Origin of the sequence: Streptomyces hawaiiensis, from assembly GCF_004803895.1 — a bacterium.
GTDB classification, from domain to species: Bacteria; Actinomycetota; Actinomycetes; order Streptomycetales; family Streptomycetaceae; genus Streptomyces; species Streptomyces hawaiiensis.
Window position 1 is genome coordinate 3,657,612 of record NZ_CP021978.1, and the last position, 26,213, is coordinate 3,683,824.

General features: G+C 72.2%; 19 protein-coding genes and 1 pseudogene. 10 read left to right on the plus strand and 10 right to left on the minus strand.

All coding sequences use genetic code 11. The features are described 5' to 3' along the window. Positions 1 to 113: 113 nt before the first annotated feature. From CEB94_RS16675 to CEB94_RS16685, 3 genes are read right to left on the minus strand one after another with little or no spacing between them, the layout of a single operon-like run. The gene (locus tag CEB94_RS16675; RefSeq protein ID WP_175432985.1) at positions 114 to 857 is read right to left on the minus strand and encodes a GNAT family N-acetyltransferase; all 744 of its coding nucleotides are present in this window, start codon (positions 855 to 857) and stop codon (positions 114 to 116) included. A 40-nt stretch (positions 858 to 897) separates the two neighbouring features. After that, positions 898 to 2,121 (minus strand): MFS transporter, encoded by a 1,224-nt coding sequence (locus CEB94_RS16680; protein ID WP_175432986.1) that lies wholly within the window; start codon positions 2,119 to 2,121, stop codon positions 898 to 900. Between the two features lie 44 nt (positions 2,122 to 2,165). Next, positions 2,166 to 2,942 (minus strand): HNH endonuclease family protein, encoded by a 777-nt coding sequence (locus tag CEB94_RS16685; RefSeq protein WP_246111816.1) that lies wholly within the window; start codon positions 2,940 to 2,942, stop codon positions 2,166 to 2,168. Between the two features lie 162 nt (positions 2,943 to 3,104). On the opposite strand from CEB94_RS16685, the gene CEB94_RS16690 reads away from it, so the two are divergent. Beyond that, entirely contained in the window at positions 3,105 to 3,290 is a 186-nt protein-coding gene (locus CEB94_RS16690; protein WP_175432988.1) for an antitoxin, read from the plus strand. Positions 3,291 to 3,391: 101 nt separating this feature from the next. Here CEB94_RS16690 and CEB94_RS16695 read toward each other — a convergent pair whose 3' ends face one another. Then, a complete protein-coding gene (locus CEB94_RS16695; RefSeq protein WP_175432989.1) occupies positions 3,392 to 4,306 on the minus strand; it encodes an SCO6745 family protein in 915 nt (304 codons plus the stop codon). Positions 4,307 to 4,447: 141 nt separating this feature from the next. Between CEB94_RS16695 and CEB94_RS16700 the strand changes: the two genes are divergently transcribed. The 3 genes and pseudogenes from CEB94_RS16700 to CEB94_RS16710 all read left to right on the plus strand — a co-directional run. Further along, positions 4,448 to 5,050, plus strand: coding sequence for a TetR/AcrR family transcriptional regulator (locus CEB94_RS16700; RefSeq protein ID WP_175432990.1), 603 nt, complete (start codon positions 4,448 to 4,450; stop codon positions 5,048 to 5,050). Positions 5,051 to 5,111: 61 nt separating this feature from the next. After that, a complete protein-coding gene (locus tag CEB94_RS16705; RefSeq protein ID WP_175432991.1) occupies positions 5,112 to 5,897 on the plus strand; it encodes an SDR family NAD(P)-dependent oxidoreductase in 786 nt (261 codons plus the stop codon). Positions 5,898 to 5,923: 26 nt separating this feature from the next. Continuing rightward, positions 5,924 to 6,292: pseudogene (locus CEB94_RS16710) on the plus strand (MerR family transcriptional regulator); the annotation flags it as partial. A 250-nt stretch (positions 6,293 to 6,542) separates the two neighbouring features. On the opposite strand, the gene mfd reads toward CEB94_RS16710, so the two are convergent. Then, positions 6,543 to 10,076, minus strand: a complete 3,534-nt coding sequence (gene mfd, locus CEB94_RS16715; protein WP_175432992.1) for a transcription-repair coupling factor — start codon at positions 10,074 to 10,076, stop codon at positions 6,543 to 6,545. A 321-nt stretch (positions 10,077 to 10,397) separates the two neighbouring features. Here mfd and CEB94_RS16720 point away from each other — a divergent pair, with 321 nt between their 5' ends. Next, positions 10,398 to 11,837, plus strand: coding sequence for a DUF2079 domain-containing protein (locus CEB94_RS16720; RefSeq protein WP_175432993.1), 1,440 nt, complete (start codon positions 10,398 to 10,400; stop codon positions 11,835 to 11,837). A 540-nt stretch (positions 11,838 to 12,377) separates the two neighbouring features. On the opposite strand, the gene CEB94_RS16725 is transcribed toward CEB94_RS16720, so the two are convergent. Beyond that, the gene (locus tag CEB94_RS16725) at positions 12,378 to 14,957 is read right to left on the minus strand and encodes an ABC transporter permease (RefSeq protein ID WP_175432994.1); all 2,580 of its coding nucleotides are present in this window, start codon (positions 14,955 to 14,957) and stop codon (positions 12,378 to 12,380) included. Further along, a complete protein-coding gene (locus CEB94_RS16730) occupies positions 14,954 to 15,742 on the minus strand; it encodes an ABC transporter ATP-binding protein (RefSeq protein ID WP_175432995.1) in 789 nt (262 codons plus the stop codon). Before CEB94_RS16730 ends, CEB94_RS16725 begins: the two co-directional genes overlap by 4 nt. A gap of 470 nt (positions 15,743 to 16,212) precedes the next feature. Here CEB94_RS16730 and CEB94_RS16735 point away from each other — a divergent pair, with 470 nt between their 5' ends. The 5 genes from CEB94_RS16735 to CEB94_RS16755 all read left to right on the plus strand — a co-directional run bounded on the left by CEB94_RS16735 (position 16,213) and on the right by CEB94_RS16755 (position 20,905). Beyond that, positions 16,213 to 17,706 carry an MFS transporter gene (locus tag CEB94_RS16735; RefSeq protein ID WP_175432996.1) on the plus strand — a complete coding sequence of 498 codons (1,494 nt, stop codon included), beginning with the start codon at positions 16,213 to 16,215 and terminating at the stop codon, positions 17,704 to 17,706. 20 nt (positions 17,707 to 17,726) lie between these two features. Then, positions 17,727 to 18,236, plus strand: a complete 510-nt coding sequence (locus CEB94_RS16740) for a GNAT family N-acetyltransferase (protein ID WP_175432997.1) — start codon at positions 17,727 to 17,729, stop codon at positions 18,234 to 18,236. Positions 18,237 to 18,317: 81 nt separating this feature from the next. Then, entirely contained in the window at positions 18,318 to 18,521 is a 204-nt protein-coding gene (locus CEB94_RS16745) for a hypothetical protein (RefSeq protein ID WP_175432998.1), read from the plus strand. A 324-nt stretch (positions 18,522 to 18,845) separates the two neighbouring features. Then, on the plus strand, positions 18,846 to 19,295 hold the full coding sequence (locus tag CEB94_RS16750) for a DUF485 domain-containing protein (protein ID WP_175432999.1): 450 nt from the start codon (positions 18,846 to 18,848) through the stop codon (positions 19,293 to 19,295). After that, complete coding sequence (locus CEB94_RS16755; RefSeq protein WP_175433000.1) at positions 19,292 to 20,905, plus strand: sodium/solute symporter; 1,614 nt, start codon at positions 19,292 to 19,294, stop codon at positions 20,903 to 20,905. Before CEB94_RS16750 ends, CEB94_RS16755 begins: the two co-directional genes overlap by 4 nt. A gap of 574 nt (positions 20,906 to 21,479) precedes the next feature. Here CEB94_RS16755 and CEB94_RS16760 read toward each other — a convergent pair. The 3 genes from CEB94_RS16760 to CEB94_RS16770 form a co-directional block, all read right to left on the minus strand. Further along, positions 21,480 to 22,367 (minus strand): cellulose-binding protein, encoded by an 888-nt coding sequence (locus CEB94_RS16760; RefSeq protein ID WP_175433001.1) that lies wholly within the window; start codon positions 22,365 to 22,367, stop codon positions 21,480 to 21,482. A 141-nt stretch (positions 22,368 to 22,508) separates the two neighbouring features. Beyond that, entirely contained in the window at positions 22,509 to 22,970 is a 462-nt protein-coding gene (locus CEB94_RS16765; protein ID WP_175433002.1) for a carboxymuconolactone decarboxylase family protein, read from the minus strand. A 169-nt stretch (positions 22,971 to 23,139) separates the two neighbouring features. Continuing rightward, entirely contained in the window at positions 23,140 to 26,205 is a 3,066-nt protein-coding gene (locus CEB94_RS16770) for an SUKH-4 family immunity protein (RefSeq protein WP_175433003.1), read from the minus strand. Between the last annotated feature and the right edge of the window lie 8 nt (positions 26,206 to 26,213).

Sequence of the window (26,213 nt, forward strand, 5' to 3'; positions counted from 1 at the left end):
ATAGCCCGACACGGACAACCGGTCACGGGTTGTACCGAACCGTTGTCATGCTGATCACTTCGTGTGAACAGTCCGCCCCCGAGCCGGTCGTGAGCCGTACGGTCCGTCACGCCCTACAAGCGGTGCCGCATCCACACGTTGGGCTCGACGTACACCGCGTACCCGCGCGCCGGCTCGCAGCGCACCGGCACCAGACCGCCCGGCACCTCGATGTCGCCGTCGGTGTCGAAGGGCAGGCCCGTCCAGCGGCGCCAGTCCGCGAGGGTGGCGGCCACCGTCATGGACGCCGGTGCCACCGAGTCGATGGTGGCACCGGCCCGGGCGTGGACGCGCAGCCACGGGTCCTGGGGCAGACCGTCGGGGCGGACGCGGTGGGCGTACTCCTCCATCGGCGTGTGCGGTTCCAGGTGCTTGGCGTTGGGGCGGACCGGGGCGACGACCTCGCGGAAGCCGCGGGCCCGGGCGTTGTCGCGCATGGCCGAGAGCATCACCGCGGACAGGCCGCGGCCCTGCGCCTGCGGGGCGATGGAGACCGAGACCGCGCTGACGGTGTCGGGCCGGACACCGCGCCGCAGATCGGAGAAGGCCCATACCAGCACCGCGTCCCACCCGTTGCCCGGCAGCCGGCCGCGGTCTTCGGCACCGAGGGCGAACGGCACGCTGTACGCGTTCGCCACGATCTCGCCCTGCTCGTCCTCGGCGAACAGGACGTACTCCGGGAGTTCGGCGGCGATCCTCGGGAAGTGGGCGGCGCCCACGAGGTCCTGGATCACGAACTCCGGCCAGGTGTCCGCCATCCCGACGACTCGCTCCAGCATGTCCGGGCGGTCGGCGAGGCTCGATATCTTCGGCTGCATGCGATCACGGTAGACACGCGGGCGGACGCCCGGAACCCAATTACCGAGCGGGCACCCGGTCCGCAACCCGGTCAGACCTGGCTCGCTGTGCGGCGACCGCCATGACGGCCACGGATATCAGAACGATCCCGGCGCCCACGTAGAGCGGCGCGGTGTAGCCGAGCCCCGCGGAGATGGCCAGGCCCCCGAGCCAGGCGCCGAACGCGTTGCCGACGTTGGACGCGGACACGTTGGCGCTCGCCGCCAGTGCCGCCCCGTGGGCGAAGTCGGTGACGCGAGTGATCATGCCGGGCACGCCGGCGAACCCGGTCACCCCCATGAGGAAGACGAGGACCACCGAGGCGGTGGCGCTTTCCGCCAGCAGCCCGAACAGGGCCAAGGTGAGGGCGAGTCCGAGCAGGGCGATGACCAGGGCACGGTCCCGGTCACGGTCGGCCGCGCGCCCGCCGACCAGATTCCCGATCACCAGTCCGACGCCGTAGACCATCAGCAGCCAGGCGACATCCGCCGGGGCGAAGCCGCTGACCTCGGTGAACGTGTAGGCGATGTAGCTGAACGCGCCGAACATCCCGCCATAGCTCAGGGCGGTGGCCACCAGCGTCAGCCAGACCTGCCAGGACCGGAAGGCCCGGAACTGCCGCGCCAGACCGCTGGGCGGTATTCCCTCCGCCCCCGCTCCCGTCGCCCGCTCCGTCCCTGCCACCGGCTGCACCCGGCCCGCCCAGGAGGGGACCAGCGCGGCGATTCCCGCCAACGCGACTACGCCGATCGCCGTGACCGCCCAGAAGGCCGCTCGCCAGCCCCACCGCTCACCGACCAGTGCGCCGAAGGGCACGCCCAGCACGTTCGCGACCGTCAGCCCGGCGAACATGACCGCCACGGCCTGGGACTTCTTCTCCGGTGCGACCAGGCTGCGCGCCACCAGGGATCCGATCCCGAAGAACGAGCCGTGGCACAACGCCGCCACGATCCGGCCGAGCAGCATCACCTGATAGTTCGGTGCGACCGCGGACAGCAGGTTGCCGATGACGAACAGCGCCACCAGGCCGACCAGGATGTGCTTGCGGGGCAGCCGTGTTGTCGCCGCGGTCAGGGCGATCGCGCCGACGGCGACGCTCAGCGCGTACCCCGAGATCAGCCAGCCGGCGGCCGCCTCGGACACCGCGAGACTCGATGCCACCTGCGGCAGCAGTCCGGCGATCAGGAACTCGGTCAGACCGATACCGAATCCGCCGAGTGCCAGTGCGATGAGTCCGCTCGGCATCCGTCACTCTCCGATCCGCACCAACCGGCCGCCGGGCAGGGGTCCTACCCGCCGCACTGCTTCAGCATCATTTCCTTGTCGGCCGCCGTCACGGGGAGGGCGTACTTCAGCGACACCTGGGCGAAGCGCACCACGTAGGCGCAGCGGATCTGCTTGTTCGGGGGCAGCCAGGACGCCGGGCCGGAGTCTCCCTTCGAGCCGTTGGTCGGCCCGTCCACCGGGACGAGGTTGAGCGGGTCGTTGGCGATGGACTCCCGCTTGTCCTTCGTCCAGCGCGAGGCGCCCATCTGCCAGTCGTACGACAGCGGCATCACGTGGTCTATCTGGACCTTGATCGCATGGGACTTGGTCCACTCGATGGACTTCCCGGTGTACGGATCGTGCAGTGTCAGCGAGGTGACGACGCAGTCCGATCCCGACCGGAAGCGCAGTTCCTCCCCGTCTCGCTTCAGGAGGTCGTTCCGCGTGTCGCAGCCGTTGTGGGAGAAGGGCACGTCGCGCGGTGCCGAGTCCATCCAGGCGTAGCCGAACTTCTCCCGTTCGTAGCCCGTCCTCGGGCCGCGGCCCTTCGTCGCCACCTTGTCGATCAGGGCACGCGCCCTCTCCTTGTCCGCGCCGGAAGTGATCGCCGCCATCCCCGGTTTCGTGCCGTCCGGGTTGTCCAGCGGGTTCGCGGCCCGTCCGTCGCCGGCGGCCGGGGCGCCGGAACCGGAGGGTCCGACGCCGTCCGCGGGCGGGGCCAGGCCCTCGCAGCCGGCCAGTGCCGAACCGGTGATCACCATCGCGACAGCCAGTGCCGCCCCGCCCCTCAGACGCGTCACCGTGCGCCCTCCTCTGTCTGCCTGTTCCGCTCCGGCACGGGCAGACCCGTGCCGGAGCCCACGGTAGCGAGGAAGAGGTTCAGACCACATCGGGCCTCAATGCGCATACTTCGCATCTCGCGCGTATCGTCGGTTCTGAGTCGCCTCCGGAGGGAGCTTTGCATGGGCATCTTCGACAAGTTCAAGAGCCAGGCGCGGAACAAGGGCAAGCAAGGCTCTGACACCGCGGAACAGCGGATGAACGAGAGGACCGGGGGCAAGTACGAGGACCAGGTCGACTCCGGCCAGCAGCGCGCCGAGGGCTCGCTGGGCATGGACCGCGACCGCGACCGGCCCGAACAGCAGTAAGGCCTCCGACTCCGAGGCCGTCCGCGGAGAGCGGGACGCATCTCCCGCGGGCGGCTTCCCGCGTCCGGAGCCCGGCCGCTCCCTCCGGCCGCTCCCTCCGGTCAGACCTTGCCTATGCCCAGCGTCGTTTCCGAGGGCAGCAGGCCCGACGCCAGGACCGTGACCCAGAAGTCGCCCAGCAGCTCGGCGAGTCGGTCGACGCCGGCCGGGCCGAGGGACTGCCAGGGCCCGGCGGCCAGTTGGTCGGTGTGCTGCTCCACGCGGTGACGCAGGGCGCGGCCCGCCGCTGTGGCCGCGCCGTCCGCGTCGACCAGTCCCCTGGCGCGCAGGCGGTCGCGCGCGGCCGTCCACTCTTCGGGACTCCAGCCGCGGCTCTCGAAGCGTTTCACCGACGCGGCGCCTATCGCGGCGAAGGAGACGAGCGACTCCACGGGATCCAGACCCGCCATGAGCAGGGCCGCGAGGTGGCCGTCGCCGCGGTGTTCACGCAGGATCGTCGCCGCGTGCCAGAGCTGCAGGTGTGGGGCCTGCGGCCAGTCGAGCGCGGCATTGGCCGCGGCCAGCGGACGGGCGGCCAGGTCGGCGGACTCTGCCGCGCGCCGGGCGAGCGCGGCGGCCTCCGCCAGCTCGGGGCTGGTCAGTCGGTCGCCGAATATGGCGCGGTAGGCCCTGTCGACCGCCCGCGTCCTCGCCTCGATCACCGCGTCGGGGCTCGCCACCCTCCACGCCGGTTCGACGTACTCGGCGACCATGCGCGGACTGAAGCTGTAGAAGGCCGAGGCCACCTGCTCCGGTCCGACCCGCCCCAACGGGGCGGCGCGATACGGGAAGTAGCTCGGCCACCGCTCCCCCGTGCGGTACCCGAGGGCGGCCGCTTCCTCGAACGCCTCCGGCGCGTAGTACAGCACCGCATGCAGGGGCTCCAGCAGGTGCCACATTTGGCGCACGCGAGCCGGCTCCACGCCGCCCTCCCGCACCCCGGCGCCCTCGTCGATCTCGCTGATCTGTTCCGGCATGGCGTACCTCCCACTCGCATCCGACCCCGCGGCGCGCGACCCGTCGCATCCGGCCCGCACAACTTGACACTGACAAGATTGCCCGAAGCGACCCCGACTTGTCAATGACAAGATTCGGCGGGCGCGCGTACGCTCCTGACCATGAGCACCAGCAAGTCGTCAGCGAACGAAAAGGGCCCTGCCAACCGCCCTTACCACCACGGTGACCTGCGCCGCGCCATCCTCAGCGCCGCCCTGGACGTCATCGCGGCGGACGGCCCGGCCGCGCTGAGTCTGCGCGACCTCGCCCGCCGCGCCGGTGTGTCGCACGCCGCGCCGGCCCACCACTTCAAAGACCGGGCGGGCCTGCTCACGACGATCGCCGCCGAGGGCTTCGGGCTGCTCGCGACCACGCTCAGGCAGGCGGCGGACCTGAAGGAAGCGGGCGTGCGCTACGTGCGTTTCGCGCGGGAGCATCCGGCGCACTTCCAGGTGATGTTCGCGCCCGAGCTGCTGCGCGAGGGCGACCTGGAACTGGCCACCGCCCGCGCCCTCGCCGGTGACGCCCTGCGCGACGCCGTCGCCGCCGTACCGCCGCGGGGCCGCGGCACCGACGCCCGGCTCGCCGGTGTCGCCGCCTGGTCCCTGGCCCACGGCTTCGCCACGCTGCTCCTCAGCCACAACCTCGACGGCCCGGTGGGCGACCAGGACCCCGAGGAGGTGTTCCGCGGGCTGGCGGCGATGCTGTTCCGCCCCGCCGAGTAGCAGCGCCCCGGGCGACACCCGCTTGACCTTGACACTGACGTCAAGGACGGACGATCCCCGCATGACATCCCCGTATCCGAAGACCGGTCGGCAGCACGCGGGCACGACGCCTCGAACCGTGCTCGTCACCGGCGCCGGTACCGGCATAGGCCGTGCCACCGCGCACACGTTCGCCGACGAGGGCGCACATGTCGTGGCGGTGGGCCGCCGCGAGGCGCCCCTCGTCGAGACCGCCGGCCATGACCCGTCCCGTATCAGCCCGCTCGTCGCCGACATCACGGCCGCCGACGGCCCCGAGACCGTCGTCCGCACGGCACTCGACCGGCACGGCCGTATCGACGTACTGGTGAACAACGCCGGGATCGTCAGCACCCAGTCGCTGCGCACCTACACACATGCCGCTGTCGAGCCCCTGCTCGCGACGAACCTCCTCGCCCCCGTCCTGCTCACCCAGGCGGCGCTCCCGGCGCTGGAGGACAGCCGCGGTGTCATCGTGAACGTGACGACGTCGGTGGGGCAGCGCGGCTGGCCCGGCAACTCCCTGTACGCGGCCGGGAAGGCGGCCCTGGAGGTGCTCACCCGCAGTTGGGCGGTGGAGCTCGCGCCGCTCGGGATCCGGGTCGCCGCCGTGGCCCCGGGCGCGATCGGCACACCCATCGGTGAACACGCCGGCCACACCCCCGAGCAGCAGGCCGCGATCCGCGCGTGGCAGCTCGATCACACGCCGCTCGGACGGGTCGGCCGCCCCGAGGAGGTGGCGTGGGCGATCGCCCGGCTGGCGTCGCCGCAGGCCTCCTTCATCACCGGCGTCGTCCTTCCGGTGGACGGCGGCGCGGTCGTCACATGAGACTGACGCGCATGGCAGCACCTCGTATGCGGATCGGCGAACTCGCCGAGGCGACCGGCACGACCCCGCGCGCCCTGCGCCACTACGAGCAGGCGGGCCTCATCGCCTCCGAACGGGCCGCCAACGGCTACCGCCTGTACGACGCCGGTACGGCCGTGCGCGTCCGCAACATCCGGCAACTGCTCGACGTGGGGCTGACGCTCGACGACGCACGGGTGTTCCTGCCGTGCCTGGACGGCGATGTCACGGCCGGTCCCGCCTCCGAGAAGGGGCTGCGGGTGGCCGCCGACCGTCTCGCGGTGCTGGACGCCCGTATCGCAGCGCAGACCGCGGTCCGTGACCGGCTGGCGTCGGCGCTGCGGGAAGCCACGGGCGGGCACGTACCACCGGCGGCCCAGCGCGAGAGTGTCGGCCCGCCCGTACGACCGGCGGACGCGCAGCGCCAGACCACCGGCGCACCCGCACCCGGGCCCAGGACAAGACCCTGGGCCCGGGCGAACGCCTCCTGAACCGGACGAAGGACGCCGGTGCGCGCGTACGACCAGGGGTGGCCCAGCGCGAGGCCGCCCGCGCCCCGGCGCCCGCACCCGCCGGGGCGGTAGAGCGTACGGCCCGGTGCCTGACGGGGCTTCAGCGGATCCGGCGTCAGGACCCCAGCACAGAGGTGAGGAACTCCCCGACCCATGCCAGCAACTCCCGCCCGACCAGCGGCTTCCCGCCCACCTTCGCGGTCTTGGGGCGCGGCACCAGCACCTGGCGCACCGTCGGCTTGATGACGACCCCGGGGTACAGCCGCTTGACCCGCAGCTCCTGGGACTCGCGCAACTCCACCGGGGCGAACCGGATGTTGCTGCCCTGCAGCACGATCTCACCGACGCCGCACGCGCGCGCGAACATGCGCAGGCCCGCGACGAGCAGCAGGTTCTCCACCGGTTCGGGCAGCTTGCCGTAGCGGTCGACGAGCTCCTCGCGGACCGCCTTGATGTCCTCCTCCGAGTTGGCGGAGGCGATGGCGCGGTACGCCTGGAGCCTGAGGCGCTCGCCGGGCGCGTAGTCGTGCGGGACATGCGCGTCTACGGGCAGCTCGATCTTGACCTCGAGCGGCTGCTCCTCCTCGATCCCGCCGGTCTCCAGCTGGCGCCGGTAGTCCGCGACGGCCTCACCGACCATCCGTACGTACAGGTCGAAGCCGACGCCCGCGATGTGGCCGGACTGTTCGCCGCCGAGGAGGTTGCCCGCGCCGCGGATCTCCAGGTCCTTCATGGCCACGTACATACCGGCGCCCATCTCCGTGTGCTGGGCGATGGTCGCGAGCCGCTCGTGCGCGGTCTCGGTCAGCGGCTTCTCCGGCGGGTAGAGGAAGTAGGCGTAGCCGCGCTCGCGGCCCCGGCCCACCCGGCCGCGCAGCTGGTGCAGCTGCGACAGGCCGAAGTTGTCGCCGCGCTCCACGATCAGGGTGTTGGCGTTGGAGATGTCGATGCCGGACTCCACGATCGTCGTGGACACCAGCACGTCGAACTTCTTCTCCCAGAAGTCGACGACGACCTGCTCCAGTGCCGTCTCCGACATCTGGCCGTGCGCGGTGGCGATGCGCGCCTCGGGGACGATCTCGCGCAGCCGGGCTGCCGCGCGGTCGATCGACTCGACGCGGTTGTGGATGTAGAAGACCTGACCCTCGCGCAGCAGCTCACGGCGGATCGCGGCGCCGATCTGCTTCTCCTCGTAGGGGCCGACGAAGGTGAGCACCGGGTGGCGCTCCTCCGGCGGGGTGGTGATCGTCGACATCTCGCGGATGCCCGTGACCGCCATCTCCAGCGTCCTGGGGATCGGGGTCGCGGACATCGTCAGCACGTCGACGTTGGCCCGGAGCTTCTTCAGCTGCTCCTTGTGCTCGACGCCGAAGCGCTGCTCCTCGTCGACGATGACCAGGCCCAGGTCCTTGAACTTCGTCTCGGACGAGAACAGCCGGTGCGTGCCGATGACGATGTCGACCGAGCCCTCCTGCAGGCCCTCCAGGGTCGCCTTGGCCTCGGTGTCGCTCTGGAAGCGGGACAGGGCCTTCACGCTCACGGGGAACTGCGCGTACCGCTCACTGAACGTCCCGAAGTGCTGCTGCACGAGCAGGGTCGTGGGCACCAGGACGGCCACCTGCTTGCCGTCCTGGACGGCCTTGAAGGCGGCGCGGACCGCGATCTCGGTCTTGCCGTAGCCGACGTCGCCGCAGATCAGGCGGTCCATCGGGACCGTCTTCTCCATGTCCTCCTTGACCTCGGCGATGGTGGTGAGCTGGTCGGGGGTCTCCGCGTAGGGGAAGGCGTCCTCCAGTTCGCGCTGCCAGGGGGTGTCCGCGCCGAAGGCGTGCCCGGGGGCGGCCATGCGCGCGCTGTACAGCTTGATGAGGTCGGCGGCGATCTCCTTGACGGCCTTCTTCGCGCGGGCCTTCGTCTTGGTCCAGTCGGCGCCGCCGAGGCGGTGCAGCGTGGGCGACTCACCGCCGACGTACTTGGTGATCTGCTCCAGCTGGTCGGTCGGGATGTAGAGGCGGTCGCCGGGCTGGCCGCGCTTGGCGGGGGCGTACTCGACGACCAGGTACTCGCGGGTGGCGCCCTGCACCGTGCGCTGCACCATCTCGATGTAACGGCCCACGCCGTGCTGCTCGTGGACGATGTAGTCGCCCGGCTCCAGGGTGAGCGGGTCGATGGTCTTGCGGCGTCGGGCCGGCATCCGGGCGCCCTCACGGCCGGACGCCTTCTGGCCCGACAGGTCCGTCTCGGTGAGGACGGCGAGTCTGAGGGCCGCGTCGACGAAGCCGTGCTCGATGGAGCCGCACGCCACGTGCACGACGGACGGGGAGATCTCGGCGAGGTCGGAGTCGAGGCGGGCCGCGATGCCCTCGCCGCCCAGCACCTCGACCGTACGGGCCGCCGGGCCGTGGCCCTCGGTGACGAACACCGTGCGCCAGCCGTCGGCGAGCCAGCCCTTGGTGTCGGCGAGGGCCTTGGCGGTGTCCCCGCGGTACGTCTCCGGGGCGTGCATGCCGAGCTTGAGGGTGTCCTCGTCGAGCTCCTCGTCCGCGGCGAACGGCGACACCGACCACCACATCATGTCCAGCTCGCGGGCCCGGTCCCGGACGTCCGCGATGGACCACAGGGAGGCCGCTCCGACGTCGATGGGTGCCTCGCCGCCGCCGGCGGTGGCCGCCCAGGAGGCCTGCAGGAACTCCTGCGAGGTGGCCACGAGGTCCGACGCGCGCGTGCGCACCCGCTCCGGGTCGCACACCACGGCCATGGCGCCCTTGGGCAGCACGTCGAGCAGCAGCTCCATGTCGTCGACGAGGACCGGAGCCAGGGATTCCATACCCTCCACGGCGATGCCCTCGGCGATCTTGCCGAGCAGTTCGCCGAGCTCGGGGTGCTGTTCGGCCAGGGCACGCGCGCGCGTGCGGACGTCCTCGGTGAGCAGCAGCTCGCGGCACGGCGGCGCCCACAGGCCGTGATCGGCGACTTCCAGGGAGCGCTGGTCGGCGACCTTGAAGTAGCGGATCTCCTCGACGTCGTCACCCCAGAACTCGACGCGCAGGGGGTGCTCCTCGGTGGGCGGGAACACGTCGAGGATGCCGCCGCGCACGGCGAACTCGCCACGCTTCTCGACGAGCTCCACGCGCGCGTACGCGGCTGCGGCGAGGGCTTCGACGATCTCGTTGAGGTCGGTGCTCTGCCCGGTCCGCAGCGAAACCGGCTCCAGGTCGCCGAGGCCCTTGACCTGCGGCTGGAGCACGGACCGGACGGGCGCGACGACGACCGAGACCGGGCCGGTCTCGGGGTCGTCGGGGCGGGGGTGGGCCAGGCGGCGCAGCACGGCCAGGCGGCGGCCCACGGTGTCGCTGCGGGGGCTGAGCCGCTCGTGCGGGAGCGTCTCCCAGGACGGGTACTCCACGATCCCCTCGGCCGGGAGGAGGGAGCGCAGGGCCGCGGCCAGGTCCTCCGCCTCACGGCCGGTCGCCGTGACCGCCAGCACCGGGCGGCCTGTGTCACGGGCCAGGGCGGCGACCGCGAAGGGGCGGGCCGCAGGGGGGCCGACCAGGTCGACATGCATGCGGTTGCCGTCTTCGGCCGCCTTGATCGCTTCCGCGAGCGCGGCGTCCTTGACTACGGCGTCGAGCAGACCGTGCAGGCTCATGGGGGCTTTTTCCGTCCAGAGGTGGGCAACACGACGGGCCCGACGCGCGCCGCGGGCCGGGGGTCTCCAGCGTACGACGATGCGCGCCCGCACGGCGGGCCTGTGGATAACGCCCGTTCTCCCCGGGGCGAGCACCCGCTCTCCCGGCGTGGCTCCGGGGAGGCGCGCCGGGCCTGTGGCACGTGACCCCACGGCACGCAGTCGGCCAAGTGGGGATTCAGCCTCCCAACCTTCACAGCATCACCTCCACCCGTTGTTTTCGCCCCGGCATGATCGGTCGGACGCCGCTTCCGGCCGCTCACCGCACCCCTAAGGCACGGCATGCCTGCCCCCACCCTCCAGGTCTCACAACCCCACATACCGACGCCGGTCGCCCATCCCCCGGAAGACCGGCGCCCCGCCCGCGCGCGGGGTGAACCATGGGTCCTCGCGGCAGTCCTCTTCGCCGCCTACACGGTCGTCTCCGTCGGCCGCTACCGGCACATGGCCACCCTCTCCTGGGACCTGGGCATCTTCGAGCAGGTCGTGCGCGCCTACGCGCGGCTGCGGGCGCCGGTGTCCGACCTCAAGGGGCCGGGGTTCGACATCCTCGGTGACCACTTCAGCCCGGTGACCGCCCTGCTCGCGCCGCTGTACCGGCTCTTCCCCTCGCCGGTCACGCTGCTGGTCGCGCAGGCCGCGCTCTTCGCGCTGTCCGCCGTGCCGGTCACGCGGGCCGCCGCCCGGCTCCTGGGCCGTCGCCGCGGACTGGCGCTCGGTCTCGCGTACGGACTGTCGTGGGGCATCCAGCGGGCCGTCGACTTCGACTTCCACGAGATCTGCTTCGCCGTCCCTCTGATCGCCTTCTCCCTGGAGGCCCTCCTCGCGCGGCGCCCGCGCGCGGCCCTGTGGTGGGCGCTGCCTCTGGTGCTGGTGAAGGAGGACCTGGGGCTGACGCTCGCAGCGATCGCGCTCGTCGTCGCCTGGCGGGCGCGCGGTTCGTCGCCTCAAACGGTTCGGTACGCGCTCGGCGTGGCGGTGTTCGGCGTGGCGGCGACGGTGCTCGTCCTGACGCTGGTCATCCCCTCGTTCAAGACCTCGGGCGGCTACGACTACTGGAACAAGGTCAGTGATGCGGGCAGCCCCTTCGACGGCATCGGCACCAAGCTGCGCACGCTCGCCTGGCTGCTGATCCCGACGTCGGGCCTGCTCGCCCTGCGCTCGCCGCTGCTGCTGGTCGCGCTGCCGACGCTCGGCTGGCGGTTCCTCTCCGGCGACGAGCACTACTGGGGCACCGACTGGCACTACAGCGCGGTTGTGATGCCGGTCGTCTTCCTGGCCCTCACCGACGCGCTCCCGGCCGTTCGCCGCAGTACGCGCGCGTGGCTGGGTTCCTACGTCGCTCAGCTGCCGGCCGCGGTCGCCGCGGCGGCACTGGCACTGACCACGTCGCTGCCGCTTGCGCAGCTCACCGAGGCCGAGATCTACCGCAAGCCCGACGCGGTGTCCGGCGTGGAACGGCTGCTGGCGCGGATCCCCGACGACGCCACCGTCGAGGCCAACATCGGCCCGATCAGCCGCCTCACCTCGCGCTGCCGGGTCTTCTGGCTCGGCGGCACGCAGGGCGTCACGCCGGAGTACATCGCCCTGGAGAACATCGGCGACAAGTACCGCGACCCCGTGGGCTACGCCCGGCAGCTGCACCCCCTCGCCGAGTACGCCGTCGCGGGCGAGGCGGGCGGGTACGTGGTCCTCCAGCGGAGGACGGCGACCGGGGGGTGACGCCGCGCAGGGTCCTCGGGCTCGACCGCTAAGGGGCCGACCGGGCGCGAGGCACTCCGGCCAGGACCCGAGAGAGGCCCGACCGGGCACAGCGCCCTCCGGCCAGGACCCGCAAAAGGCCCGACCGGGCACAGGGCCCTCCGCCCCGACCCGCACGGGACCCGGCCGGACGTCTGGCCGACCGCCCCACTGCGGACCCGCCCGGCCGTTGGCCTGCCCCCCGTTGGCCCGCTACCCCGAGCCCGCTCCTCTGCCCAGCCCCATCCCTCGTTGGCCCAGCACACCGCAGACCCGCCCCGCGCCTGTCCCACCCCGCTGCCGCCCCGCCCCGTCGCCCGCCCCAGGGAACTGCCGACCCGGCGGCGCCCGACCCACGGCACTGCCGACCCGGCGGCGCCCGGCGCGGCCCGCCGCGCACGAGCCCGCACGCCGCCGGGCCCGCCCCGGAGGTGGAGACCTCCGGGGCGGGCCCGTCCTCCGCAACCCCCGTGTGCGGTGGTTCTTGGGCGGCATTGAGCGGCGTTGGGCGGCAACGACCGGCTACTCCGTCGCGATCGCGTTCAGGACGTTCATCCGGCCCGCCCGGAACGCCGGGATGAGTGCCGCGAACAGGCCCACGAACGCCGAGCCGATGAAGACGCCGATGATCGTCGGCCAGGGGATGTCCAGGACCATCAGGCCCTCCAGGGCGAGCAGCTGCTGTGCCGTGGCGCCCCAGCCCATGCCCAGTCCGAGGCCCAGCAGGGCACCGAAGAGGGCGATGACGACCGACTCCATGCGGATCATGCGGCGCAGCTGGCGGCGGGAGAGGCCGATCGCCCGCATCAGTCCGATCTCGCGGGTGCGCTCCACCACCGACAGGGCCAGGGTGTTCACCACGCCCAGGATGGCGACGATGATCGCCAGGGCCAGCAGGCCGTAGATCATGTTGAGCAGCTGGCCGATCTGGTCCTTCAGGGCGTCCTTGTAGTCGGTCTGGTCGCGCACGGTGTACTGCGGGTAGTCGTGCAGCGCCGACTTCAGGGACTTGTAGGCGGCGTCCTGCTGCCCGTCCTTGGCGCTGGCGAAGAGCAGCGAGTCCAGCGGCATCTTGTCGGCCGGGACGTACTTGGCCATGGTCGAGATGGACGTGTACATCGCGCCCGCGTCGATCACGACGTCACTGCTGGTGATCGCCCGCACGGTCAGGTCGGCCGTGGAGCCGTCCTTGAAGGCGACCTTGATCTTGGAGCCGAGGCTGATGCCGTGGTCCTCGGCGAACTTCTCGTGCACGGACATCGAGTCGGGCTTGTAGGCGTCGGGCAGCTTGCCGGCGACCACCTCGGTGCGCAGGTCGGTCGCGTACGACGGGTCGGCCGCCGTGATCGCCGTCTTCTTGAGCGTCTTGCCGTCGGGGGTGGTGAAGTCGGCCTGGGTCCACTTGTACTCGGTGACCCGCGCCAGGTCCGGCGACGACTTCACCGCCTTGACCGCCTGCGGGCTGATCAGCTGGCCGCTGTCGGACTGGATGATGAAGTCCGTGCCGACGGTCTTGTCGAGCTGGTCGGTGGCGGACGCCACCATGGAGGAGCCGACCACGGACAGGCACGCCACCAGGGCCAGGCCGATCATCAGCGCGGCGCCCGTCGCGCCGGTGCGGCGCGGGTTGCGCAGGGCGTTGCGCTCGGCCATGCGGCCCACGGGGCCGAACATCCGCAGCAGGACCGCGCCGAGGACGCGGACCACGGCGCCGGCGAGCAGCGGGCCGATGACGACGAAGCCGATCAGCGACAGTACGACGCCGAGGCCGAGCCACATGGAGCCGTCCTTGGCCTTGTCGGCCTCCGACGCCAGGTAGAGGGCGAAGCCGCCGGTGCCGGTGAGGACCGTCCCGATCGCGGCGCGGATCCAGCCGGCCTTGGCGTCGGCGGGGGCTCCCGCGTCGCGCAGGGCGGCCATCGGGGAGATCTTGCCGGCGCGCCGGGCGGGCAGGTAGGCGGCCAGCACGGTGACGATCACACCGAGGACGAGGCCGACCACCGGGGTCGTCCAGGCCACCGTGAGGTCGTCGGTGGACAGTTCCATGCCCATCTGGCCCATGAGCTTCATCAGGCCGACGGCGAGGCCGACGCCCGCGCCGACGCCGAGCACCGAGCCGACGACGCCGAGCAGCAGCGCCTCGGCCAGCACGGAGCGGTTGACCTGCTTGCGGGAGGAGCCGATGGCCCGCATCAGGCCGATCTCCCGGGTGCGCTGGGCGACCAGCATGGAGAAGGTGTTGATGATCAGGAAGATGCCGACGAGGAAGGCGATCCCGGCGAAGCCGAGCATCGCGTACTTCATGACGTTCATGAAGCCCTCGACGTCCTTCTGGTTGGCGTCGGCGGTCTCCTTGGCCGTCTTCACCTGGAAGCCGCCGCCGAGTTCGGCCGTGACGTTCTTCTTCAGCTGCGCGTCGCTGACGCCGGCGGCCGCGCTGACGTTGACGTTGGTGTAGACGTCGCTCTCGCCGACCAGGGTCTGCTGGGCGGTCTTGGTGTCGAGGTAGAAGATCGCGGCGCCGGGGTTGGTGACGGTGAAGTCGGCGATGCCTGAGATCTTCGCGGTGTGGTTGCCGATGGCGCTGAGCACGCTGATCTCGTCGCCGGGCTTCAGGTCGTGCTTGTCGGCGGTGTCGGCGTCGACCATGATCTGGTCGGCGCTCTTGGGCGCCACACCTGAAGTGATCTTCATGGTGCGGGCGTCGTTGGCGTTCCAGCTGCCGACGATGGTCGGGCCGCCGCTGGTGGGCGACAGACTGTCCTTGTCGGCGTCGACGACGGTCACCGAGGTGGAGAACACGGTGCCCTCGGCGGACTTCACGCCCTGCGCCTTGCGGACCTCGCCGAGCACGGAAGCCGGCATGACCGGCGGCTTGCCGTTGTCGGCGGTCGTCTCACCGCTGTCGGAGGCGCCCTTGGCGCTCACCGTCACGTCGGAGGAGGTGGCCGCGAAGAGCTTGTCGAACGTAGTCGACATGGTGTCCGTGAAGACGAGCGTGCCGCAGACGAAGGCGACCGACAGCAGGACGGCGATCGCGGAGAGCGCCATCCGCCCCTTGTGCGCGAAGAAGTTGCGCATCGAGGTCTTCATGACGGTCATGACGTGCGCCCCCGGGCGTCGAAGTCCTTCATCCGGTCGAGGACGGCCTCGGCGGTCGGCTTGTACATCTCGTCGACGATGCGGCCGTCGGCGAGGTACAGCACGCGGTCCGCGTAGCTCGCGGCCACCGGGTCGTGGGTGACCATCACGATGGTCTGGCCCAGATCGTCGACGGACCGGCGCAGGAAGCCGAGGACCTCGGCGCCGGCTCGGGAGTCGAGGTTTCCGGTCGGCTCGTCCCCGAAGATGATCTCGGGCCGGGCCGCGAGGGCCCGCGCCACGGCGACGCGCTGCTGCTGGCCGCCGGAAAGCTGGGTGGGCCGGTGCTTGAGGCGGTCGGCGAGTCCGACGGTCTCCACGACCCGCGTCAGCCACTCCTTGTCCGGCTTGCGGCCCGCGATGTCCATGGGCAGGGTGATGTTCTCGATCGCGTTCAGCGTCGGCAGCAGATTGAACGCCTGGAAGATGAACCCGATCCGGTCCCGGCGCAGCCGCGTGAGCTTCTTGTCCTTCAGACCGGTGATCTCGGTCTCGTCGAGGTAGATCTGGCCGCTCGTCAGGGTGTCGAGTCCGGCGAGGCAGTGCATGAGCGTGGACTTGCCGGATCCCGAGGGACCCATGATCGCGGTGAACTGGCCGCGTGCGATGTCCACGTCGACGTGGTCGAGGGCGACGACACGGGTCTCACCGGATCCGTACGCCTTCACGACCTGCCGCGCCCGCGCGGCAACGGCCGTACGCCCTCCAGTGCCCCCGTGCCTGGGAATGGTTACAGCCGAAGTCACGGTATGTCTCCTATATCGGTCAGCAGATAGTGAAGGCGGTCGCCTGGTCGACAGCCGCTGTGCGTGGTGCCGGAGCAGGAATCCGTCCGACGTGCTTCAGTCTCGCGGCGGGGAGGGGTCCCGCGCCCTGGTGTTCAGCGCAGTCTTTGTGCTGTGGAAAACCCCACCCCCGCCGGTGTGCCAACCGCCCCCCGGCGGCGTAAAGCCAGGTTAAGGAAAGCCCCCGGCCCGCCTCGTCCTCCGCCGGTACGAACCCTCCCCAGGTCGTAGTACGGAGGTACCCCTAGGGGCAGTCCACCGAAGGGTGGAGACCGTCTCAGGGTTCGCTCCACCCGTCGGCCCACTCAGGCTCCACCCTCCCGCGACGTCAGGGTCAAGTGGGAAGCTGTTGCGCGGCAGGTAGTTGCAAGGGGCAGGCATAAGCGACGGGACCCGGGGCAGGGTGCGGCCGGGCGAGGGGGAGGACCGGGGTGGGCAGCACCAGTTCCGCGGCACGTGAGGCCGCACGTCCCGCCACAACCGGCCGACGCGGAGCCGTCGTCGCGGCGCTGATGCTCTCGATGGCGCTGGCCGCGCTCGACGCCACCATCGTCTCCACCGCCGTCCCGCAGATCGTCGGGGACCTCGGCGGTTTCTCCGTCTTCTCCTGGCTGTTCTCCGGCTATCTGCTGGCCGTGACCGTCACCCTGCCCCTGTACGGCAAGCTTTCCGACACCTTCGGCCGCAAACCGGTCCTCATAGCGGGGTCGGTCATCTTCCTCCTCGGGTCCCTGCTGTGCGCGCTGGCCTGGAACATGGGGGCGCTCATCGCCTTCCGCATCGTGCAGGGGCTGGGCGGCGGCGCGCTCCAGGGCACGGTGCAGACGCTCGCCGCCGACCTGTACCCGCTGAAGGACCGCCCCAAGATCCAGTCGAAGCTGTCGACGGTGTGGGCGGTGTCCGCGGTCGCCGGCCCGGGTCTCGGCGGAGTGCTCGCCGCGTACGCGGACTGGCGCTGGATCTTCCTGATCAACCTGCCGGTCGGCGCGGTCGCGCTGTGGCTGATCGTCCGTCACCTCCACGAGCCGCAACGGCAGGTCCCCGCGCACGCGCGCGTGGACTGGGCGGGCGCGCTCGCGGTGTTCGCCTGCGGCGGCGTCCTGCTCATGGCCCTGGTGCAGGGCGGGGTGGCGTGGCCGTGGCTGTCGACGCCCTCACTGGCCCTGTTCGGTGCGGGACTCGCCCTGGTCGCGATCGTGGTGTTGGTGGAGCGCCGGGCGGCGGAGCCGATCATCCCCGGGTGGGTGTGGCGGCGCCGCACGATCGCCGCGGTCAATCTGGCCCTGGGCGCGCTGGGACTGCTGATGGTCGCGCCGTCGGTCTTCCTGCCCACCTACGCCCAGTCGGTGCTGGGCCTCACGCCCGTGGCCGCCGGATTCGTGCTGTCGGTCTGGACGTTGAGCTGGCCCGTGTCGGCGGCGCTGAGCCAGCACGTGTACCGCAGGATCGGCTTTCGCAACACGGCGATGCTGGGCATCGGCACGGCCGCGCTGATCCTGTTCGCGTTCCCCTTCCTCCCCTACCCCGGGCAGGCGTGGCAGCCGACGCTGCTGATGCTGCTGCTGGGCGCCGCGCTGGGCCTGTTCCAGCTGCCGCTCATCGTCGGTGTGCAGTCGACGGTTGGATGGGCGGAGCGCGGTACGACGACCGCGTCCGTGCTGTTCTGCCGCCAGAGCGGTCAGACGATCGGCGCGGCGGTGTTCGGTGCGGTCGCCAACGGGGTGCTGGCCGCGCGGCTCGGCGGCGCGGGCGACCTCGACTCGGCGGCGCGGGCACTGGACTCGGGCAGCGCGCCGGAGGCGACCCGGCGGGCGATCGCCGAGGCGGTGCACGCGGTCTATCTGGGCGCGGCGTGCGCGGCGGCCCTGGCGTTCCTTGTGCTGCTGTTCCTCGCACCCCGGAAATTCCCGGTGCTGAACGACTGACCGTCCGTATGCTCCCGCCCATGGTGGCCTTGGAGCCCTTGCGGCCGGATCACGCGGACGCGTTGCTGGCCTTCGAGCGGGAGAACCGGGCGTACTTCGCCCGTACGGTGCCGGACCGCGGGGACACCTTCTTCACGGCGGCGGGGTTCGCCGCACGCCTCCAGGCGCTCCTCGACGAGCAGCACGCGCGCGTGTGCCGCTTCCACGTAGTCCTCGGGGAGGACGGCGAGCTGATCGGCCGGATCAACCTGATAGACCTGGTGGACGGCAGCGCCGAACTCGGCTACCGCATCGGCGAACAGGCGGCCGGCCGGGGCGTGGCGACGGCAGCCGTCGCGCAGGTGTGCCGGCTGGCCGCCACCGACTACGGCCTGGCGTCCCTCACCGCGGTCACGACCCTGGACAACGCGGCTTCCATGAGGGTCCTGGCCCGTAACGGTTTCACGCGGGTGGAGAACACGACGGTGGGTGGACAGCCGGGGGTCCGTTACGAGCGCCGGCACCTCGGCACCGCCCCCGACAGCCCTTAGGGCACGACCCCGACCCGTTTCAGGGTCCGAACACTCTTGCGGGTGACGCGGAGTGACGGGCCGTGCGTGTCTGCTGGTGGCATGGACTTCAACAGGCGCACGGCGATGGCGGCGGGACTCGGGGCGATGGCGGCGGGCAGCGGCAGCACGGCCGCAGCCCGGGCGGCCGTGCCCATGACGGTGACGGTGACGGTGCAGGGCGAGTCCGCAGTGCGGACGAACATCCCGGTGGTGAGGGACCGCCGGGCCGCCAGGGGCCGGCACCTGCGGTTACGGACGAGGTAGGGCCGACGTCAACGTCACCGTCCTCGCGGGGAGTTCGGTCACGCGCCGCACCGACCGGCGACTGACCTTCCGGGCGACGCTCGACGATCACGCCGAAGTGCCCGCGTCCGTGGCGCTGATCCACCTCAGGTGACGCACCGGGAACCGCGAAAAATCTGATTTAACACGGGTAACACCCGAGGTCGGAAAGGCAAGCGCGTACCGACCGATCAGTTTGCGCAAACCCTCGCGCAAGACCCGTACTCCGAAGTAGCGTGCGTGGCTCCCGCCCCCCACCTCCCTGCGGTCCGCCGCACCGGATCCAACCCTCGCAAGGAGTACGGGATGTCCTATGACCCGTCCCCGTCCCACCCGTACCGACCACCCGGTCCGACCCCGGCCTACGACCCGTACACGTACGACACCTACCCCTGGGCACCGTATGAGGCGCCCGAACCGGCCGGCCGGCGTCCCCAGCGCCACGCCGCGCTCGGGCACCACAGCGACCTGCGGGTCCTGCGCAGCGCCTACCGCTGGCAGCGGCGCGTGGCCACGCTCACGGCGCTCGGCTACTTCGTCCTGTTCCTGATCCTGTCGGCGTTCGCACCGTCGTTCATGACGAGCACCGTCACCGACGGCCTGCCCACCGGCCTGCTGCTCGCCCTCGTCCAGGTCCCCGTGACCTGGCTGGCGATCGCCCTGTACGAGCAGACGGCCCGCCGTCGCGTCGACCCGATCGCGGACCGGATACGCAAGCAGGCCGAGCTGGACGTGAAGCGCGAGGGGGGCCGGTGACCACCGATTTCAGCGGCAACGCCCAGGCGATGTCCCTCGTCGGCTTCTCCGCCGTCGCCACGATCACGCTGCTGCTGTGCGTGATGACGGGCCCCGACCGGGACGACCTGGACGAGTTCTACACCGGCTACAGCTCCCTTTCCCCCATGCGCAACGGCCTGGCCATCGCCGGCGACTACATCTCCGCCGCGACCGTCCTCGGCACCGGCGGCGTCATCGCGCTGTTCGGCTACGACGGGATCGTGCTGGCGCTGAGCACGGCCCTGTCGCTGATGCTGCTGATGTTCCTGCTGGCCGAACCGCTGCGCAACGCGGGCCGGTTCACCATGGGCGACGCGCTGACCCGCCGGATGCCGGGACGCGCTGTCCGTATCGCGGCCTGTGCGGTCACCCTGGCGGCACTGCTGCCGCTGATGCTGGTCCAGCTGGCGGGCACGGGACAGCTGATGGCGTTCATCCTCGGGTTCTCCGGCGAGTCACTGCAGACGGGCTGCATCATCGGCGTGGGCGCGCTGATGATCAGCTACGCGGCGATCGGCGGGATGAAGGGCACCGCCCTCATCCAGATCCTGAAGATCGTGATGCTGCTCGGCTCCGGCATGGTGGTCTCGGTGCTGATCCTCAACCGGTTCGACTGGGACCCGGGAGCCCTGTTCGACGCGGCCGCCCAGAACAGCGGCGTGGGCTCGGCGTTCCTCTCCTCGGGCCTGCAGTTCGCGGGCGGAGCCAGTCCCGACCTGGACATGATCACCGCGCAGCTGACGGTGGTCCTCGGCGGTGGCGTCCTGCCGCACGTCACCATGCGCATGTACACGGCCTCCAGCGCCCGGCAGGTGCGGCGTTCGATGTCCTGGGCGGTGTCGGGCGTGGCCCTGTTCGTGCTCGTCATCACGGTCGTCGGCTTCGGCGCGACCGCGCTGGTCGGGCGGGAGCTGATCGCACAGGTCGACCCGCAGGGCAACACGGCGTATCTGCTGGGATCACAGGCGGCGTTCGGAGCGGACGTGTCGTCGGCGGAGACGTTCCTGTTCACGACCGTCACCACAGCGGTCTTCCTCACGCTGCTCGCCTCCGTCGCCGGCATGATCCTGGCCTGCGCCAACTCCCTCGCGCACGACGTGTTCGCGGCCCGGGTGCAGGAGATGTCGCCGCGGCGCGAGATGACCGTGGCACGGCTGTCGGCCCTGGCCGTGGGCATCCCCGCGATCATCCTGGCCACCCAGGTCCAGCACCGCAGCCTGCAACCGCTGGTGACGCTGTCCTTCTGCCTGGGCGCCTCGGCCATCGCGCCCGCGCTGGTCTACAGCCTCTTCTGGCGCCGCTATACGCGAACGGGCCTGCTCAGCACGCTCATCGGCGGCTCCCTGGCCGTCCTGCTGCTGATGCCGGGCACCAATCTGGTCTCCGGCTCGCCGGTCTCGGCCTTCCCCGAAGCCGACTTCAACTGGTTCCCGTTCACCACCACGGGCCTGCTCTCCATACCCCTGGGCTTCGCCTGCGGCTGGCTGGGCACGATGGCCTCCGGCCGCCGGAAGTCGGAGGAGCAGCGCCACCAGTACGAGGCGGTGGAGGCCTGGATCCTGGCGGGTGCGGTACGCAGGGACGACTGACGCGGAAACCAGGCCGGGCCGGCCGACTGGCTGGCTGGCCGACTGGCCGACTGGCCTGGCTGGCCTGGCTGGCTGGCTGGCCTGGCTGGCTGGCTGGCTGGCTGGCTGGCTGGCTGGCTGGCCGAACGCCGCAGCGCATGGGCGCGCACGGCGTCACTGCGCGCCGGCGCGGACTCGCACGGCCGGTGGCAGACCGCGTCGGCCCGGCCGACCTCGCGCGATGCGACCTCCCGCCAGCGCCGCGTACGGGCGGCGGGGTCGGCCGGCCGTGCGCTGCCGACGGCGGACAGCCCTCTGCTCGTACGAGCGCCGGCTCGCGTCAGCCACGAGCGCCGGCCCCCGTCTCGTACGAGCGATGGCCCGCGTCACGCACAAACGACGGCCCGCGGCACGTACAAGCGACGGCCCGCGTCACGTACAAACGGACGGCCCGCGTCACGTACGAGCGACGGCCCGCGGCACGCACAACCGCCGGACCGCCGGCGTCACCTGCGACCGACCGGCGCCCCGTGGCCTGAGACCGACCGGCGACCGGTGGCCCCCGGCGCCGCCCGCGTACGCCCCGCCGGCGGCGTCACTCCGCCGCCACCCGCCCCGCCCAATCCGTCAGGCTGGTGTGGACGCGGTCGATGTGGGCGCGGGCGTCGTCTCGTTGCCCGGCGTGCTCGCGGAGGAGCCGGTCCGTCTCCTCCTCCACGGCCTCCGCGTGCTCGCGGGCCTGGGCGACCAGCTCCGCCGCACGGGCGTGGGCCTCTTCCTCCAGGTCGCGGGCGGAATCCTCGGCGTCGGCGAAGGTCTGCTCGGCCTCGGCCAGTGCTTCCTCGGCGCGCGTCACCGCCTCCTCGTGGTGCGCGTCCAGAGCCGCCTCGCGGCCGGTCTCCTCCCGCTCCGTCTCCGCCCACCGATCGGCGCGTTCCTTGTCCTGCTCGGCCAGCATCCCGGAGGTGCGCTGCCGCATCTCCCGAAGCGCGGCCAGTGCCTCGCCCCGCTGTTCCTGAGCCTCACACCGGGCCGCGACCCGGGTCTCGTCGGCCTCGGCCTGCGCGGCGAGCAGCCGCTGCCGGGCGCGTTCATCGGCGTCGGCGCGTACGGCATCGGCGTGCGCCTGCGCGGACTCGCGCACGCCGACCGCGGACGCCCGCGCCTCGTCGACGAGTTGCCGCGCCTCCCGTCGCGCCCCCTCCCGTACGGCCGCGGCCTCCTGCTCGCCGAGTTCGAAGAGCCGCCGGGCGCGTTCCCCGAGCGTGTCGTAGTGCTGCGGGGCCAGCCGGGCCACGGCCTCGCGCAGCCGCCCCAGTTCCTCGCCCATCTGCCGGGCGAGCACCGTCAGGCGGGCCGCCCTCTCCCAGGCCGCGTCCCGATCCGCGGAGAGGGCCCCGGCGTACTCGTCGACCTGCTCGGGACGGTAACCGCGCCCCCGCACGGCGCTGAAGCCGTGCGGTGACACCGTCGCGCTGCTCATCCGGACCCCTCTCCACCACACCGACATGAAGTCACGCTGAAATGGGATGATTTCGCGCACATCTTGGCGGATCAGACGGAAGTGTTCATAACGCGACACTCCGCACCGAGGTCACGGGTCCACGGCCGGGCCGTACGGCGATCAGCCCCAGGTGGTGCCCGCGGGCTCCTGGATGGTCGTGTTGATGCGGTTGAACATGTTGGTGACCGAGACGGTGAGGATCAACGCGGAGAGTTCCTTCTCGTCGAAGTGGTCGGCCACCTCGTCCCACAGCGCGTCCGGCACCGACTCCCCGGAGAGGTCGGAAAGCCGCGTCATCGCCTCCGTCAGCTTCAGCGCGGCACGCTCGGCGTCCGAGAAGAAGGGCGCGTGCCGCCAGGCGGCGACGGCCGCGATGCGCTCCTCGCTCACCCCGGCCTTGCGGAGGTTGGCGACGTGCCCGTGCACGCACGCGCCGCAGCCGTTGATCTGGCTCGCGCGCAGCCCGACGATCTCCGCCACGTCCTGCGCCAGACCGCCCTCCCCGATCGCCTGGAAGAGGGTGCCGATGCCCTTCATCGCGCCGGAAAGGACGTACGCCGGGTTCGTCATCCGTGCCTGCATGATCTCTGCCTCCTGTGTCGGCGGTGCATCGCTGTCACTGCACTGACGGAACGGCGGAGGGAGTTGTGACAGCCCGGCGCGAAGAAAATTTCGTCACGGGCAGGAAAGAGCCGGGCCCGGTCGTACGAGCGACCGAACCCGGCTCCTTTGGCACGTCAGCGGCGACGCCTCACAGCAGTCCGTCCCACATCTGCTCCAGCAGCACCGACCACCAGCTCTCCGGCGAACCCAGCGCCGCCGGGTCCAGCGCGGCCAGCTGGGCCTGGAAGTCGACGGTCCAGCGGCCCGCCTGCTCCTGGTTGAGCCCGAACCGAAGCCGCCACATCCGCCCGAGCAGCGCCAGGCAGCGAGCGAACTCCGGCAGCCCGGTGTTCACGAACTGCGGCGGCACGGGCGCCCCGCCCGGCCCGGCCTCCACCGGCACGGCGACGATGTTCGCCGTGCCGTACTGCACGCAGATCGCCTTGCCGAAGTCGCTGCCCATCACCAGATACGAACCCGCGTCCGAGGCCGGCTGCACACCGCGCTCGGCCGCCAGCTCCGCCAGCGTCGGAACGGGCCGCCCCGGCTGGGCCTGCGCCCAGAAGAACGGGCCCATGTCCATCGGCAGTCCGGCCGCCACCAGCGTGTGCGCCACCACCGGCGGCACACCCTGCCGCGACACGGCGGCCTGCTCGAACCGGAACACCCCCGGCCCGAACGCGGCCCCCAGCTCCTGCCCGATGGCCTCCGGCGGGATCGGCGGCACCGCCTGCACCGGCGGCAGCGGAGCGCGCACCGGAGCCGGACGCGCCGGGCCGTCCGCCACCTGGTGCAACTCGCCCTGGTGGGCCAGCAACTGCTGCATGCCCTGCTGCCGGCTCGCGTGGTCCGTACCGTACGGCGCGATGCTCGTGATGCGCGCCTGCGGCCACTGCTCCCGGATCATCCGCGCGCAGTACGCACCCGGCAGCTCGCAGGACTCCAGCTCGGTGTGCAGCTCCAGCACCTGGTCCGGGGGCACGTTCATGGCCCGCAGCTCGTGGAAGATCTGCCACTCCGGGTGCGGCGTGCCCGGCGCCGAACGCCGGATCAGCTGCTGCTCGGAACCGTCCTGCGCGCGGTAACGCAGCACGGCCTGGTAGCCGGGGCCGACCGTCGGCTGTCCGGTGGGCTGCTGCGGATAGCCGTACGCCGGCGGCTGCCCGGGGCCGGGCCGGCCGGGCGGCGGCATCGCACCCGGGGGCATCGCGCCGGGCGGCATGCCAGGAGGCATCGCACCCGGCACCGCGCCGTGCGGCATGGGCCGCGGCCCACCGGGCACGCCAGGGGCGCCCGGGGCGGCGGGTGGTGCGCCGGGGGCCTGCGGCGGCGGAGGCACGCCGGGGCCGCCCGCCGGAGGCGTGGCCAGCATGGTCTCCGCGTGATGCACGGGACCCGGGCCACCGGGCGCACCCGGACCGCCAGGGGCACCCGGACCGCCAGGGGCACCGGGCGCACCAGGGGGGCCGGGCGGCTGCGGCGCGCCGGGCGCTCCCGGAGGCCCCGGCGGCTGCGGAGGCTGGGGCCCGCCCGGGCCCATCCGGCCGGGGTCGGCCAGCATCGTGGCGGCATGGTGGACACCCCCCGGAGGCGTACCACCAGGCGCGCCGGGCGCCTGCGGCGGACCGGGCGGCTGCGGCGCGCCAGGCGCATGCGGAGCCCCCGGCGGCTGCTGCGGAGGCAGCGGCGCACCCGGACCCTGCGGAGACCCGGCCCCCCCAGAACCCCCGGCACCAGCAGGGCCCCCCGGGCCGCCGGGCGCACCGGGACCCGCGGAACCGGGCCCTCCAGGACTTCTCGGACCTCCCGGCCCCTCAGGACCAAGCGCCGACACAAGCTGCGTAGGCACGTAACCGCCCGCCGGAGTCCCCGGAACCCCGGGCCCCGACGGCGGGGGCGTACTGCCCGGCCGCGCACCCGGCGTGCCCGGAGCGCCCGGTGGAGGCGGCGTGGTCGGACCCGCGTTCCGCCCCCGGCCCGGCGGCGGAGCCGCCTTGCTGGTCGCGGCGTCGGCGATGTCCCCGGCGTTGGGCGCGAGAGGCCGCTCAGGCGCACCCGGCCCGGCCGGCGGCTGCGGCACCCCACCAGGGACGGCAGGACCAGCGGAACCTGCGGCCCCACCGCCCGCCCCCTGCGGATACCCGTACGTCGCCCCGCCCGGCCCGGGCGGAGGCGTGCTCCCCGGCTGAATCTGCGGGCTCTGCGCATTCTGCGGATAGCCGTACGGCTGCCCGCCCGGCCCAGGCGGAGGCGCGCTGCCCTGCGGCATCCCACCCGGCGGCGTCCCCGGAACCCCACCCGGCGGCGTCCCCGGCACGCCGGGCTCGGTCGCCGGCCCCGAGGGATAGCCGTACCCCTGGCCGCCCGCAGGGCCGGAGCCCGGGGCGTTCGGCCCGTCCACCGCCGGCGTCACCGCCGTCGGAGGAAGCCGGCTGCCGCCCGACATCAGGGCCGTCTGGGCATCAGAGGTCACCGAAGGCGGCGGCGTGAGACCGTCGGCCTCGCTCAGCGGCGGCGCGAAGACCGTCGCGGGCAGCGGTACGGAACGGTCATCACCGCCATCGCCGTTGGTGTCCGTACCGGCCCAGGGCGTCGCCCCGGCAGGCACACCCGGCGCCGCGGCAGCCCCGGAATCACCCGCGTCGGTCCCGGAGTCACCACCCCCGGCCGCAGGCCACGCCGTACCGCTCCCCGGCGCCACGGGCGCACCCCGCGCGGGAGTCGCCGGGCCGCCGGCCGACGAAGCGGCAGCCGGCTCACCGGCCGAACCCGGCTCACCGGCAGCAGCCGACGGAGCACCAGCACCCGCACCCGCTCCGGCACCCCGCCGATCCGGAATCCCCATCTTGTCCGCCGCATCCTGCAACCACTCCGGCGGAGTCAGCAGGAAGGACGTCTGATTCAGATCCACCCGCGCCGCAGGCGCCGCCGGTGCCGGCTCGTCCACCGCGTCCGGACGGCCGTACTCCTCCTCGTACCGGCGGATCACCTCACCCACCGGCAGCCCCGGCCACAGCGTCGCCTCGCCGCTGTCCCGGGCGATCACCAGCCGCTGCGCACCGCCGTCGGAGCGCGGCCCGTCCGCCCGGTCCTCGGCCCACACCACGAACCCGAGGTCGAACTCCCGCACCCGCACCTCACGATGCTGGTACGACGGCAGATCCCCGTTGATCCACTCTTCCGCGCGCTCCTGCGCCTGCGCGAAGGTCACCATCGCTGACG